At 55.5% G+C, this 14,461-nt stretch carries 10 protein-coding genes; 7 read left to right on the top strand and 3 right to left on the bottom strand.

The genetic code is table 11. The features are described 5' to 3' along the window. The first annotated feature begins 449 nt into the window (after positions 1–449). The 6 genes from Mal52_RS26915 to Mal52_RS26890 all read left to right on the top strand — a co-directional run bounded on the left by Mal52_RS26915 (position 450) and on the right by Mal52_RS26890 (position 9,990). On the top strand, positions 450–3,593 hold the full coding sequence (locus Mal52_RS26915) for a PVC-type heme-binding CxxCH protein (RefSeq protein ID WP_145379840.1): 3,144 nt from the start codon (positions 450–452) through the stop codon (positions 3,591–3,593). A 322-nt stretch (positions 3,594–3,915) separates the two neighbouring features. Further along, the gene (locus Mal52_RS26910) at positions 3,916–4,338 is read left to right on the top strand and encodes a response regulator (RefSeq protein WP_145379837.1); all 423 of its coding nucleotides are present in this window, start codon (positions 3,916–3,918) and stop codon (positions 4,336–4,338) included. 257 nt (positions 4,339–4,595) lie between these two features. Continuing rightward, a complete protein-coding gene (locus tag Mal52_RS26905; protein ID WP_145379835.1) occupies positions 4,596–5,261 on the top strand; it encodes an FHA domain-containing protein in 666 nt (221 codons plus the stop codon). A 385-nt stretch (positions 5,262–5,646) separates the two neighbouring features. Continuing rightward, positions 5,647–6,141, top strand: a complete 495-nt coding sequence (locus Mal52_RS26900; protein ID WP_145379833.1) for a chemotaxis protein CheX — start codon at positions 5,647–5,649, stop codon at positions 6,139–6,141. A gap of 55 nt (positions 6,142–6,196) precedes the next feature. Continuing rightward, positions 6,197–8,416 (top strand): sensor domain-containing diguanylate cyclase, encoded by a 2,220-nt coding sequence (locus Mal52_RS26895; protein WP_145379831.1) that lies wholly within the window; start codon positions 6,197–6,199, stop codon positions 8,414–8,416. 35 nt (positions 8,417–8,451) lie between these two features. Continuing rightward, positions 8,452–9,990: a sodium:proton antiporter gene (locus Mal52_RS26890; RefSeq protein WP_197534487.1), complete on the top strand. Its 1,539-nt coding sequence runs from the start codon at positions 8,452–8,454 to the stop codon at positions 9,988–9,990. 425 nt (positions 9,991–10,415) lie between these two features. Here the strand turns inward: Mal52_RS26890 and fmt are convergent, their stop codons facing one another. The 3 genes from fmt to Mal52_RS26875 form a co-directional block, all read right to left on the bottom strand. Next, positions 10,416–11,378, bottom strand: a complete 963-nt coding sequence (gene fmt / locus Mal52_RS26885) for a methionyl-tRNA formyltransferase (protein ID WP_145379828.1) — start codon at positions 11,376–11,378, stop codon at positions 10,416–10,418. Between the two features lie 17 nt (positions 11,379–11,395). Continuing rightward, positions 11,396–11,968 (bottom strand): peptide deformylase, encoded by a 573-nt coding sequence (gene def / locus Mal52_RS26880; protein WP_145379826.1) that lies wholly within the window; start codon positions 11,966–11,968, stop codon positions 11,396–11,398. Positions 11,969–12,149: 181 nt separating this feature from the next. Beyond that, on the bottom strand, positions 12,150–12,419 hold the full coding sequence (locus Mal52_RS26875; protein WP_145379824.1) for a hypothetical protein: 270 nt from the start codon (positions 12,417–12,419) through the stop codon (positions 12,150–12,152). 670 nt (positions 12,420–13,089) lie between these two features. On the opposite strand from Mal52_RS26875, the gene Mal52_RS26870 reads away from it, so the two are divergent. Beyond that, on the top strand, positions 13,090–14,439 hold the full coding sequence (locus Mal52_RS26870) for a calcium-binding protein (protein WP_197534486.1): 1,350 nt from the start codon (positions 13,090–13,092) through the stop codon (positions 14,437–14,439). Positions 14,440–14,461 lie beyond the last annotated feature (22 nt).

Here is a 14,461-nt window from a genome sequence, read left to right as displayed (position 1 = left end):
GTTCGTGGTGCGTTTGCCATGACTGGATCCCCACTGAATCCTCACCTCCGCCGACACCCGGTCCTGGCCCTGCGACCAGCATACCCAATGAACGTCGACGCACACCTATCACTACCCCAAAGGGGTAGCTCATCCTAGCCTAGGGTAAGCGGCGAAGCCGCGCCACCCTAGGAACCCAGGCTCCCCGCGCACAAACCCTGAAAGGGTTTCTCAACGCATCGCATGCCCCGTAATGCGATCCGATCACGATTGAACAACCCCTGCAGGGTTGCCACACATTATCGCCTCGCCCACCTAGGGTGCGCTCACTACGTTCGCGACCCTAGGCTATGATGACTAACGCCTTCGGCGTAGACTTTTGTATGCTGATGGTGCGTCCGCCATGACAATCTCATTCTGGCCAAAATCCAATCTCGATTTCGTTCGCACAATCCACGACAAGGAATCGCATGACCGCTCGCATGAATCTGCTCGCTACCGTTATCCTGATCGCGGTGTATCCCATGATCGCCGGTGCTGCGGAAGACGCGCCGCCGAAATCGCTCGATCCGCGGTTGAAAATTGAACTGTTCGCCGAGCATCCGCAGATCGTCACGCCGACCGGCATCGACGTCGACCATCTTGGTCGCGTGTGGGCGATTGAAAGCAACACGCACCACCGCGCGAGCGATTACCAAGGGCACGACAGCGACCGCGTTTTGATCATGCGCGACACGAACAACGATGGCCGCGCGGACGACATCGTCGTTTTCACCGACGGGTTGGTGCATACCATGAGCATCGCCCTGCGGCCCGACGGGGCGGTCTATATCGCGACGCGGAAAGAAGTCTTGTTGTTTCGTGATACCGATGGCGACGGCAAGGCCGATAGCCGCGAACGGATTTTGCATCTCGACACGCCGGGCGATTATCCACACAACGGCCTGGCCGGATTCGCCTTTGACGCACTCGGCTGGATGTACATCGGCATGGGGGAAAACCTCGGTGCGGATTACAAACTGTTCGGCACTGACGGCAGTGTCGAGACCGGGGGCGGCGAAGGGGGGAACATCTTTCGGTGTCGCCCCGACGGTTCGAAGCTCACACGGTTCGCCACCGGATTTTGGAACCCCTACGCCAGTTGTTTCGACACGTTCGGCCGCATGTTCACCGTCGACAACGATCCCGACAGCCGTCCACCCTGCCGGTTGTTGCACACGATTCGCGGCGGTGATTACGGTTATCGTTACCGCAACGGCCGTCGCGGCGTGCATCCGTTTACCTCCTGGAATGGTGAATTGCCCGGCACGCTGCCGATGGTCGCCGGCACGGGAGAAGCCCCCTCGGGCATCGTCGCTTACGAATCGGACGGCTTCCCGGAAGAATACATCGGCTCGCTGCTAGTCGGTTCCTGGGGCGACCACCGCATCGATCGATTCCAACTCAAACCCCGCGGCACGTCGTTCACTTCCAAGGCGGAACCGTTGATCGTCGGCGGAGAAAACTTCCGCCCAGTCGGCTTGGCGGTCGCGCCGGACGGCAGTTTGTACTTCACCGACTGGGTCCTCAAGGACTACCCGGTCCACGGCCACGGCCGCATCTGGCGCGTCTCGGCGGTAGAGGAGCCGCAGCGGGAGGTGATCAACACCGCGACAATTCCTGGACGGCCGGTGGCGGAGTTAAAGGAGTTACTGAAGTCAAAACGGATTGAAGTGCGTCGCGCAGCGGCGGTGGCATTGGCGGAGACAGAGGAGGGGCGAAATACTGTGAAAAAGTCGATGACCGACTTAAAGCTTTCCTCGCGTGCCCGAGTCGAAGCTGTGTGGACGCTGACGAACAGAATGTCCCCAACTGAACACGAATTGGTACAGCCAAATCAAGAGGCAAGGGATCAAAATATTGCTAGGATGTTTGACGAATCCGCAACTGCCGTATTTCAGGTTTTAGACAAGCACCTGCAGCGTGCCGATTCATGGGATGACTTAATTCAGGATGAAGCAGCACGTGAATTCTTGTTGAATTTTGGGATATCGCTATTAGACCCCGATCCAATGAATATGTACGGGCACATTTTATCAACGATGTTTGAATCGAGTGATCCGACGTTTCCGTTCGTGACGCTTTCACTAATGGATGCTGGGCACTACTCGAAAGAGAAAAACATTGATTCCTATGTGGTGCTTGAAACGTATGACAGTGTCTTTTTAAACGACGATCCATTTGTATTTTGCTGTTTAATAAAAATCGCAAGTAGTCAGTTTTCACAAAAGTTGTTAATCAAAAAGACAAACCACAATGTCATAGAGCAACCGCGCGCCCGCCTCGGCTATTTCCTCGCCCTCCGCCAAAAGGCCCCCAAATTCAAAGCCGCCGCCGAAGCGGGCCTCGCCGATCCGTCCCCCGACATCCAACGCGCCGCCGTGCAGTGGATCGCCGAGGAGGATTTCCAAGACCTGCGGCCGCAGTTGCAACAGTTGCTGACCGATGGCAATCTTTCCACCGATCTGTTCGAAGCCACGCTGGCGGCACTAGCGATTTTGGATGGCGTGGAGCGTGACGGTGATTTCAAAACGAAAATCAAAAACGAAATCGACGGCTCGCAATATGTGCTGCAACTCGTCACCGACCCCCAACAAAAACCACAGTTGCGGGCGCGGGCCTTGCGGGCGCTCGATCCGGCCCATGCCGGGTTGAATGACAAACTGTTCAACGATTTATTAGCGGTCGCCGATCCGGTGCTCAGCTTGGAAACGGTCCGCACCTTACAAGCCTCCTCCATTCCGACCGCCACCCAATTGTTGGCAGGCATCGCGCGTGACGAAAACCTGGAGACCAATCTGCGAGCTGAGGCACTAGTCGGATTGGCTGCTCAACCCATCGATGCCGCATCGCGCGAGCTGTTGACGTCGCTATTGAGTTCCGAAGATCGCGCCCTGCAAATCGAAGCCCTACGAGCGGTCCGCAAAATACCGCCGCAGGATTTCAACGCGGAGCTCAACACGGCGCTGACCGATTTATCGACATCGTTGATAAGCTCGAAAGGCGACGATGTAACCGATGACGATCGCGAATTGGCGGATCAACTCAAACGCGCGCTAAAAGCCGGCGGACAAAACGTGCCACGGAACGCCGCCTTGCGTACTAAGCGGCCGCAATCCATTGAGGAATGGCAAAAGCTGCTTGAGCAACCGGGGGATGCGGATGCGGGGCGGCGGGTGTTTTTTCACTCCGGCGGAGCGGGTTGCTATCGCTGTCACACGGTCAACGGCCGCGGCGGGCAAATCGGCCCGGAACTCTCCAAAGTCGCCGGCACGCTTAAGCGGGACAAACTGGTGCAGTCGATCCTGGAACCGAGCGCCGAGATCGCTCCCCAATTCTCCGGCTGGTCATTCGTCATGCAGGATGGCAAAGTCCACAGCGGGTTAATCCTGGCCCAGGACCGTGAGGGCACGGTGACGATTGGCGATACCCAGGGGAATATCTTGGAGTTATCGAGCAACAAAATCGACGAACGGGTGCCTCAAAAAACGTCAATCATGCCCGAAAAACTCCAGGACCAATTAACAGTTCGCGAATTTCGAGACCTGCTGGCGTATTTGGAAACACTGAAATAACAGCAACCCAGGAGACGTGTGCCCCTGTTTTACGGCTTTCTTGGCCATTTTGGCGACTTAAAAAACCTGCCGTTCTGACAGTTTGGGCAATGCCGGTTGTAAATTCATCTCGATTTCGGACGTATTCATCTGGTACAATCGATGACCCGGCTTGCAAGCCAATTTCGGAACACCCTATGACAGTGACACTTAGGGAATCGCCATTGATTTGCAGCCTGTTGGCATTGTTGTTGCTGTTAAGGGAGTCAGGCATCAGTCCCGGAGGGATTGTTTGCGCAGAATTTCGTGTGATGTTTGATCGTTGGAATCAAAGGAGGTTCCTGTGAGACGTCGAGGCAACCGTCCTTATGAATTGTTGATCGCCGATGACGATCCGCATTTTCGCGAGGCACTCCGCTCAATATTTGAGCTGCGGTTTAGCTTGGTCGAGGCGGAATCGGGCGAAGAGGCAATCGATATTGTGCAAGAGCAACACGTCGACTTAGTGTTGTTGGATATGCATATGGAAGTCCTCACCGGGTTGGAAACGGTGCGGATTGTCAAATCGCTGCACGAATTGCTGCCATGTATTATCATCACCGCCGATGCAACGGACGATTTGCGCCGCGACGCCGAGCAGGCGGAGGCCTATTCGGTTTTGGCCAAACCGGTCACAAAAATTGAGGTGGTCAAGTCTGTCTCGGATGCGATCGGCCAGACTTATAACGACCCAGACATCCTGAATTGGGCCGCCTCACTGAACTAACGCCCCGTGTGTAACCGGGCGTGCGCGAGGAGAAGTTCTTGACGCTCAGCGCGTTACCATGTTACAAGTTGGTTTATGCGGCGGATTTTTCCTGATCCGCAATTCTCCTGATTGCGTTCCCAGGCGGAGGTCAGTTGTCGAATGGCTCAAAGGTTTGGTTCTCAGCGAGCCATTCTCGATAACCATTTTGCCTCGCTCGTATCCTGGGACATCACGACGCAACCACGTTGGCAAGACTCTCTACAAAAGCGTGCTGCATGGCCATGGTGACATTTCAAGTTGTGAGCGGTCTGGAGAAAGGATCGGTCTACGCAGATTTGCCCACGCCGGTCACGATCGGCCGTGAGGACGACAATACCATTCGTCTCAATGACGAAAGCGTGAGCCGATTTCACGTCAAAATTCAAGACGACGACGGCCGGTTTATTTTAACCGATTTAGACAGCACCAACGGCACGCGTGTCAATGGGCACCCGATGCACATGCGCGTGCTCCAAGTCGGTGATCTGGTCGCTGTCGGACGTTCGTTGTTGATCTTCGGTAGTGAAGAAGAAATCTCGATACAACAGACGCGGGACGAACTACTCAACAGCGGAGTTCTGTCATCCGATTCACACACCATGTCGCTGCACGGCGAAGATCAATCCGATGCAGTCGGCAGCACGCGGGCGGATGGGGAGTTGTTTCCGCAAGGTCCCCCCGAGATCCCGCGCGACATGCGACCGGTACATGCAGCGTTGGTGTCGGACGTCTTGGCCTATGTCCACGATCAAATCGCAGCCGTGCTAGAGAATGCCGAAGAACGTACCGGAGGCGGCGAGCAACCACGGATCGAAGTCCCCGCCGCGGTATGGCAACGGTTGCTCAAAACTGAGATGCACCTGGCGATCTACTTGCGACGAATCGCTGATCCAGACCGCTAACGGTCTGATCGTTCGACCGGTTGAATCGCGCTGTTCCTCAAAACCGGCTCAGAGCCATCTCCGCGCCCCACGCAATGTACAGTCACTTCAGGCTGCGCGCTCTGCTGTGTCGAATCCATGCAGTCATCCGGCTCGTCCGCTCGTTTTGACGGAATGACCCCTACGGCTGTTAAAACCGCGCCTAATTTCTCATCGCCTGACTGAGAAATTGGCAACGTCGTGCAATATAGTGCCCGACTCTTCGCAATTCTTGACCTATAGTGGCGATAGATTCTCAATTTCCGACCGGCGTAGAGGTCGGCGAGCTCTCTCGAAGAGGTCGGAGATTCGCTTCGTCTTGATGTCAAATCCGCCTGGATATTGCCCCCCCTTGAGGAAAGTCACCATGAGTGCGGCTGTTGAACAAAAAATGGCGTCGGACGTCGACTACATCAATCCGGTGATTACTTCGACCAAAAACGTTTTTGAAATGATGTTGGGGGCATCGGTAGCTCGGACCGGCCTCAAACTCAAGACGCAAGTGACGCCCGAGCATGAAGTGAGTGCTGTGATTGGATTGACCGGCCTCGTCCAAGGGACGTTCGTATTGAGTTTCGGCAAAGAGATGTCATTTTCCGTCCTGGATCAATTGGTCGGCATCAAAACCGATGAAGTCAACAATGAAGTTTGCGACGCAATTGGCGAATTGGCCAACATGATAGCCGGAGCTGCCAAAGCGCACTTGGCACAGTTGGAATTGTCGTTAAGCATCCCGAACGTCGTCACCGGTGCCGGGCACGTCGTGCACTATCCGTCCGATGTCGTTCCGATTTGTATTTCATTCGACAGCGACCTGGGACCGTTTACCATCGAGGTGGGTTTCACCAAACCCGTGCATTGACGAGTAACAGTCCCACCTGTCCGCGACTCATTTGTCGCGGATCCTGAATCTTGCTTTGCGCTACCCCACCATCGTTAAAGTCCTGCCAAAACAGCCTCCCGAATCCACCTACCCGACATCGACGTCTTGGACGACTTCCAGCGAAGTGGTCCTGTATTGCGGTTTTCCAGCGACGACGAAACGTTCAATCGACCCTTCGAAAATTGAACGGCTTGCTCCCCCCCAAAAAATCCCCATACATCCGGTCGAGACGATGATCGATCCCGAAACAATCTGGACATCCAAACATCTGCCGACATTGCCGTCAGTTGCGGTCGAATTGCTCAAGCTGAGAAATGATCCTGAAGCGGGCATCGCTGAAGTGCAAGCGTTGGTCCGAAACGATCCGGCGATCTCGGCCAAAATCCTCAAGGCGGTCAACTCCACGTTCTTCGGAGTTTCCTCGCAAGTCACTTCACTGGAACGGGCCGTTAGCTTGCTGGGTGGCACCTACGTCACATCGTTGGCGCTGAGTTTCTATTTGTCCCAACACGCATCCACAACCGGGCCGTTGTCAGAATATTACGCGCGGTATTGGTTGCAATCCGTCGTCCAAGCCACTGCGGCAGAAACTTTGGGACGGCGTGCCAAACAACGGATGGAATCAGAACTGTTCTTAGCTGGCCTGCTGCTCGATCTGGGCCAATTGGCGATGCTCAAGGCGATTCCCGACGAATATCAGGCGGTAATGACCACAGCTGCCACGCAGTCGCGCGATCTCTACGAAATCGAACGCGAACAACTGGGCTTCGACCATATGGAAATCGGTGTCAAGTTGGCCGAAACGTGGGAATTGCCTGAAACGCTCTGGAAGTTCATTGGCTCTCATCATGCGGCGGTCGAAGAACCGGAAACATCAGAGGATCCTGCGACCCATTCCCAAGAGCGCGCATTGGCACTCGCCGCCTGTGTGGGCGATTTCTTTTGTGCCAACAGTTTAGGCATCGCTTATGAGCGACTGCAAAAACGTGCCGCCCACGATTATGAAATGGATGAACAGGAGTTAGAAGAATTCCTCAATGAGGTGCGTGCGCGCATCGAGGACGTCGCCGATCAGTTTTCGGCTCAAGCCAATCAACTCGAGGACCCTGCCGAATTGATGGCCCAAGCCAGCGAACAATTGGCGAATCTTGTGATGCAAGAAAGCGTGGCCAACCTGCATGCGACGGCACGGCACGAAGCGGCCGTTCAAGCCAAACACGACTTGGAATCCCAGCATCACGAATTGCAGCAGCAATCTCAGTACGATCGGCTCACCACCGCTTTCAACCGAGCCTACTTTGAGGATGCCTTGGATACCGAAGTCGGGCGTTGCGTACAAACCGCTCATCCACTGGGGTTGATCTTCTGCGATATTGACCAATTCAAACAGGCAAACGACACCTATGGGCACCAATTTGGTGATCAAATTTTAAAACAAGTGGCGGCTGCATTTCTTGAAGTTTTACGGCCCGATGACATCCTCGCTCGGTATGGGGGTGACGAATTCGTTGTGTTGGTCAGCAATCCCACTCTTAAGGGATTGGAAAAACTGGCTGAACGGATCCGCTTGCGAATCGAAACTGAGCAATTTGAAATTGACGGTTGCCCTTTGACCATCTGTGTCAGCCTGGGAGCCGCCTTAGATATTCCCGGACGAAGTTGTGTCGATGTCGGAGACCGTGTGATCGCCGCCGCCGACCAAGAGATGTACAAATCAAAACATGCAGGCGGCAACCGTTCGCAAGTTCGTTCGCTGATCTGCGAATCCTCAGCCCGGTTGGAACAACTTGTCACCAATAATCGTTTCAGCCGCTGGCTCGTTGCGAACCAGATATTGGATATTCCCGTCGTCTCGCGAGCATTGCTGCAGGTGACCGGCCAAAAAGCGCAGATCGGCCAATTAGCCGTCTCCTGCAAAGTGCTGCGGTCCGTTGACGTTCAAACGATTCTTGCCGAGCAAGAATGCACCGGCGAGAGATTCGGCGAGGTCGCCCTGCGATTGGATTTACTCAGCGAAGACCAACTCGTCGATCTGTTGATCCTGCAGCGAGAAGACCCCAGTGCGTTGCTCCAAGCAATCGCATCTCAGGACATCTTGAGCAGGGTCGAATTGCAATGCGCATTGGAGGCTTATGCGACGAGTCGCACGGACGTCATCTGTTCGGAATTCTTCGCTTCCAGTCCTACGACGAATCAAACAACGGACTCCGTTCCCTCCCCCTCATGTGGAATTGCCCCGGCGGATCCCCGTTAAATCGGGCGCCTTGCAATTGTTGGAAAGTCAGAATCATGGAAATCACCGCAGTCCCGGGTGGACAACAAGAACTCACCCGACGTTGGGTCGTAGGTGCCATTGTCGGTATGGCGATTTGCTATGGCCTGTGGCAGTTTCAATCGGTCGCAACCGTAACCGCGGTGCATCATGGGGTGGAAGCGGCACACGACGCGACCGCCGCTCATGCGGAGCACGCCACGCATGAAGCACCCCCGCCGGCTGCCTATAGCATCATTCCGTTCGCCGGTTTGTTACTGTGCATCGCCCTGTTGCCGTTGTTTCATTTCTCCGAAGAGTGGTGGGAACACAATCACAATCGCCTGTTGGTCGCTGTGGGCTGCGGGGCGCTGACACTGTTGTATTTTGCGTTTATCTATGGCCACGGTGTGTTGGATCACACCTCGCATGAGATGTCCGCCCCCGGTTGGGGTGCGGCGCTCACAGTACTGAAAAACGCGATGCTTGTGGAATACATCCCGTTCATCGTCTTGCTGTTCAGCCTGTATGTCATCAGCGGCGGCATCGCCATCGAGGGACATCTGGTCGGACGCCCGAAGTTGAATACCGGCTTTATTGCCGTCGGCGCTTTGATGGCCAGTCTGATCGGGACCACCGGTGCTGCCATGTTAATGATCCGCCCGCTGCTCAAAGCCAATGCCAACCGCAAATACGTGGTGCATACCGTCGTCTTTTTCATCTTCGCTGCATGTAACACCGGCGGCTGCCTGTTACCGATTGGTGATCCGCCGTTGTTTTTAGGATTCTTGCGCGGCGTAGATTTCTTTTGGACACTCAAGCTATGGCCGCAATGGTTGGCCATGAACGGCTCTCTGCTGGTCGTGTATTATCTTTGGGACACATGGCGGTTCCGTCATGAAGATCGCTCCGCCGTGGAAACCCGTCCCGAGCGTCCGCAGCCATTCGCCATTCGAGGCGGAATCAATTTCCTGTGGTTGTTTGGCGTCATCTTCTGCGTCGCACTGCTCGATCCGTCGAAAGCGGTCCCCGGCACGCACTATCACGCACCGGTTTATTTTCGCGAAATCGTCATGCTGGCGCTGACCGGTCTATCGTTGCTCTCAACATCGGCAGCGATTCGGAAACAAAACTCGTTCAACTACGACGCCATCGTCGAAGTGGCGGCGCTGTTCATTGGTATTTTCATCTGCATGCAGGCGCCGATTCAGATTCTGCACACCTATGGTCCCTCCTTGGGCATCGACAAATCGTGGCAGTTCTATTGGGGGACCGGGTTGCTCTCCAGTTTCTTAGACAATGCCCCGACCTACGTCGTCTTCTTCGAAACAGCCAAGACAATCCCCACCGACGCCACCACCGTCGCAGGCGTGGCTGAGCCTTCGCTCATCGCCATCAGCCTCGGAGCGGTCTTCATGGGAGCCATGACCTACATCGGCAACGGACCGAACTTCATGGTCAAGTCGATCGCCGAAAAGAACAACGTCCGCATGCCCAGCTTCTTCGGCTACATGGCCTACAGTTGCGCGGTCCTGTTTCCGCTCTCGCTGTTGCTGACGTGGGTGTTTTTGGTTTAGCGAGTTGAAGGGAGTGGCCAGTGGCCGGTGGCCAGAACGTACGCACGCCGCGCCAAACGGCAGCCATCGACCAACCCTAAAGTCTACGGTCTATAGCCTACAGCCCACCTCACGCCTGTCCCCTCACGCCTCAAGCCTTGCGAGTGGCGTAAATGACGCCGGTTCACCGGCGTTTTCCGCGCAGCGGTATCAGCCCCGTCGTTTACGACGGGGTATGCAGTAGCCGCCCGCCATTTCCATCCCCGTTTCACGGGGATTCTCGCTGCCAAGGCTTGAGCCATCGCTACAACGCCACACGCCTCACCAGCGGCCAGTACATACACATGCCATGCCAAACAGCATTTACTGACCAACCCTATAGTCTACGGTCTACAGTCTAAAACCTAACCCTCACGCCTCACCCCTTGCAGACGCTTTACGGCGGCTTACTCCAGCGGCCCGAAACGCTCGCCGGCGGGGACGCTGTGGCCGCGGAGAAAATCGTCGGCGGACATGGCACGTTTGCCCTCGGGCTGGATTTCCACAATCTCTACCACGTCACTTCCGGTTTGAATCCACAATCCGCCTTCGTCGTTTTCCAGGACTGTGCCTGGCAATTCGGCTGAGCGGGCGTCGATTTTGCGAACATGCGGCACGACCAACCGCAGCGGTTTTCCTTCAGAGCGATGCCAAAACGTGAACGGCTTGGGCCAAGGTTGCATGGCGCGAATGTGCCAGTCGACTTCGTCAGCCGAACGCGTCCAGTCAATCGCTCCCTGCTCTTTTTTCATCTTTGGCGCTAACGTCGCAGTGGCTTCGTCTTGGACAAGCGGATTCGTGGTGCCGGCCGCCAATTCGCTGATGACGCGCTGAGCCAACGGCACGCTGAGTTGCGCGAGTCGCGGTTCCAATTCCCCGGCCGTTTCTTCCGTGCCGATCGTCAGCGACTCCATTCCCAAGATCGGTCCGGAGTCGAGGCTCGGTTCGATCTGGAAAATCGTCACACCCGTTTCCGTTTCGCCTCTAAGAATCGCATAGTTCACCGGAGCAGCGCCGCGGTATTTCGGTAGTAGCGAGGCATGCACATTCACCGCGCCAAGTCGTGGGGTGTCTAACAGCTTAGCCGAGAGGATTTGTCCATACGCCGCCACGACCAACAGATCGAGCTGCAACTCGGCCATCTCGTCCAACGACTCAGGTGTGTTGACTTTTGCCGGTCGCAGGACTGGGGTATCGTGCGCTTCAGCCAGTTCGACCATTGGATTGCGCACGTGTTTATGATGCCCGCGACCGGTGCGCGCGGGTTGTGTGTAGAGCGCCACAACGTCGTGCGGCGTGTCGTATAAGCCTGCGAAGGTGGGAACCGCAAATGCGCCTGTTCCCATCATGGCCAATCGTAACCTTGTCATCCGCGCATCCCCTCCACTTACGGAGTCCGTTCCTGGAGTTGCTGCTGGATTTCAGCGTCAGACGGGAATTTTCCCTGTTCCTGTTGGCGACGGAACAGCGTTTCAAAATCAGTCAACATCGGATCGATTTCGCGTCGGGCTGCTTCGGTCATGCGGTCGGTGAACAGGACCCCATCGAGATGATCCGTTTCGTGCTGAATCGCGCGGCTGGCCAACTCGTCAACGGTCAGTTCAAAGCCTTGCCCGTCCAAACCGTACGCTTGGACCACAATTTCTCCAGCGCGGCGGACATCGCCATAAAGATTGGGCATGCTCAGGCAGCCTTCTTCGGCTTCCTGGTTTCCCTTGCGGCGGATGATTTCCGGATTGATGAAGACGTATTCTTCTTCCTTCTCCGCCGGATCGGCCAGGAGATTCAGCACGAACAGCCGTATCGGCAGCGCCACTTGATTGGCGGCCAATCCGATGCCGTTGGCTTCATACATCAACTCGAACATCTCGCGGACCGTAGACCGCAATTCGGCGTTGATGGCCTGAACGGGCGATGATTTCCACCGCAATGCAGGATGCGGATACTTAACAATTTCCATGAACCGACACGTCCCCATTCCAACCGTAGACAAAAACCAAGGTTGAATTATAGGACGTACCGCCCCTGTCGTCGAGTACATCACCCCTCGGCGAATGAATCAACGAACAAAGGCGGGATTCCCGCAAAACCAAGATATCGAAGGTCAGGCCATCGCTCAACGCTTCGATCGCGTAGTCGGCTTAGCGATAGGTCGGCAGCGATTCCACCGGACCAACGGCTGTCATCGGAATGGGCTGCAGCGGCGCATAGGCCGTTTGAGGCGACGCCGGACCAAAATAGGCGCCACTGTTGTACGGTTGTCCGTATTGTTGTACGCCGCAGCCACCAGGACCGCAGTTGCCGGTGCTGCACGGGCTGCTACAGGAGTTGCAAGGGTTGCTCCAACAGCAGCACCCGGCTGCCATGGTCAACGAAAAAATTCCGACAACGGTCAAAAGCAATTGTCTCATAACGCAGTCCTTTGCGGAACGAAGTGGCACAGCCCGGTTCCATTCTCAGGTTACCCATCATGGACTTCGCACAATCCCCAGGGGATTGGTGGTTGCCCAGTTCATGGATCGTGACGGGTCACGAGAAGAGGCTGTGAGGTCGGGTCGGGCCGTCTGCAGTTCATTCGGGAAACGGTCAGACGGCTAAGGATTATCTCAATAGCATGGTTTTCCAATCCGTTCGTCCTGACACAACGGTCACGCGAACAACACCGGAATGGATGCACGATTCTGAAAACTTGAAGTGGATCTTGAGAGGAAGTGTTCGGCGGGGAAGGCTGATGTGACGGCGGCTCTGTTTTCGAAGAAAAAACGCGGCCAGTCACCGGAGCCTGGGGTCCCCCAAGTGAAGAGCGGCGAACGATAAGTAGTTCTTTCTTTCACGTCAACGGCGATTCCCCAATTTTGCTACGAGATTTTTTGCTCTCAAAACCGACGGGGCGAATCGCGAATCGAATTGAGACAGCTGCTTTTCCGCACGATGCTGCTGCCCACGGCACGCTCTGCACGAATTTCTGCGGCCCACATTTTTTCTTGCAATATCTGTGTAACAGTTCGCCACCGGTTTCGCTTCACAGAGTATTGGACCATTTTTTCAAACACACCGTTCCAACGAAAAGGCGAACACGAAATGACTCTCCCAAACAAACGCAAAATGAAATTCGAAGCACTGGAAGACCGCCGGTTGATGGCGGCGGACATCGATCTTGATGATGGTGTACTCGAAATCGAGGGCACCAACGAAGACGACACGATTGAAATCTCTTATACCTATGACGATGGCGAAATCGATGAAGTCCTCGTCGTCATCCGCGATGCCGACGGTGATGTCATTGAAGACCGCGACTACGACTTCGACGACGTCGACTCGATTGTCGTCGATGCCAAAGATGGTAACGACACCGTCATCAACAACACCGACATCAGCATGACGGCCGATGGTGGAGCCGGAAATGACACGATCTTCGGTGGATCACAATCCGACAATTTGTACGGTGGAACCGGCAACGATTCGTTGGTGGGCAACAACGGCAACGACTTCATCGACGGCCAAGCGGGTAACGACACCGTTCGCGGCGGAAACGGTAACGACAATCTTTACGGTAGCGACGGCGACGATCGCATCTACGGCGACAACGACAATGACAATATGTATGGTGGGAACGGTAACGACCGCATGTATGGCGGAAACGGAAACGACAATATGCGTGGCGAAGCCGGCAGCGACGTGATGTACGGTGGAAATAACAACGACACCGTCGACGGTGGCGCTGGGAATGACTATCTGTACGGCGATGCCGGAAACGACCGCATCTATGGCCGTGACGGAAACGACTATATGCGAGGCGGAACGGGCAACGACTCGATGTACGGTCATGATGGCGCCGATCGCATCTATGGCGATTCCGGGGTCGATTGGATGTACGGTGGCAATGACAACGATCGTCTGTATGGCGGAAACGACCGCGACTACATGTACGGCCAAGACGGTAATGACTACATGCTGGGCCAAGCCGGCAACGACTACATGCGGGGCGGCGATGGAGTCGACTCACTGTGGGGCCAAGACGGCGACGATTCGATCTACGGTGATAATGGAAACGATCAACTCGTCGGCAACGACGGCAACGACTACGTCCGCGGTGGAAACGGTGACGACCGCATGTGGGGTTCGAATGGTGAGGACCGCCTCTATGGCGACGCCGGAAATGACGCCATGTACGGCGGAAACGACGACGATGACCTCTACGGCGGAACCGGCCGGGACACACTGTCCGGTCAAGCCGGCGACGACTACCTCGATGGTGGTTACGATCCCGTCGGAGGCGTGTACGACTCGATTTACGGTGGTAGCGGTTCAGACGTCTTCGTCCGCCACTACAAGCCGCTGGGAACCTCCGGTTACTGGTTGCTGCAACAATACCTCTACGGCTTCAACAGTGCCGAAGGGGACACGACCCAGAACGTATTCCACTCGTAATACGTCCCGCGTCATGAGAAAT

The sequence above is a fragment of the Symmachiella dynata genome, assembly GCF_007747995.1.
Classification (GTDB): Bacteria; Planctomycetota; Planctomycetia; order Planctomycetales; family Planctomycetaceae; genus Symmachiella; species Symmachiella dynata.
Note: the sequence above shows the minus strand (reverse complement) of the source record. Positions and strands in the feature narration are given on the sequence as shown.

Coding starts and splice junctions, on each gene's coding strand:
- Mal52_RS26900 (WP_145379833.1), top strand. CDS start 5,647: ATGAGTGCGGCTGTTGAACAAAAAATGGCGTCGGACGTCGACTACATC.
- Mal52_RS26915 (WP_145379840.1), top strand. CDS start 450: ATGACCGCTCGCATGAATCTGCTCGCTACCGTTATCCTGATCGCGGTG.
- Mal52_RS26905 (WP_145379835.1), top strand. CDS start 4,596: ATGGCCATGGTGACATTTCAAGTTGTGAGCGGTCTGGAGAAAGGATCG.
- Mal52_RS26890 (WP_197534487.1), top strand. CDS start 8,452: ATGGAAATCACCGCAGTCCCGGGTGGACAACAAGAACTCACCCGACGT.
- Mal52_RS26870 (WP_197534486.1), top strand. CDS start 13,090: ATGACTCTCCCAAACAAACGCAAAATGAAATTCGAAGCACTGGAAGAC.
- def (WP_145379826.1), bottom strand. CDS start 11,968: ATGGAAATTGTTAAGTATCCGCATCCTGCATTGCGGTGGAAATCATCG.
- Mal52_RS26875 (WP_145379824.1), bottom strand. CDS start 12,419: ATGAGACAATTGCTTTTGACCGTTGTCGGAATTTTTTCGTTGACCATG.
- fmt (WP_145379828.1), bottom strand. CDS start 11,378: ATGACAAGGTTACGATTGGCCATGATGGGAACAGGCGCATTTGCGGTT.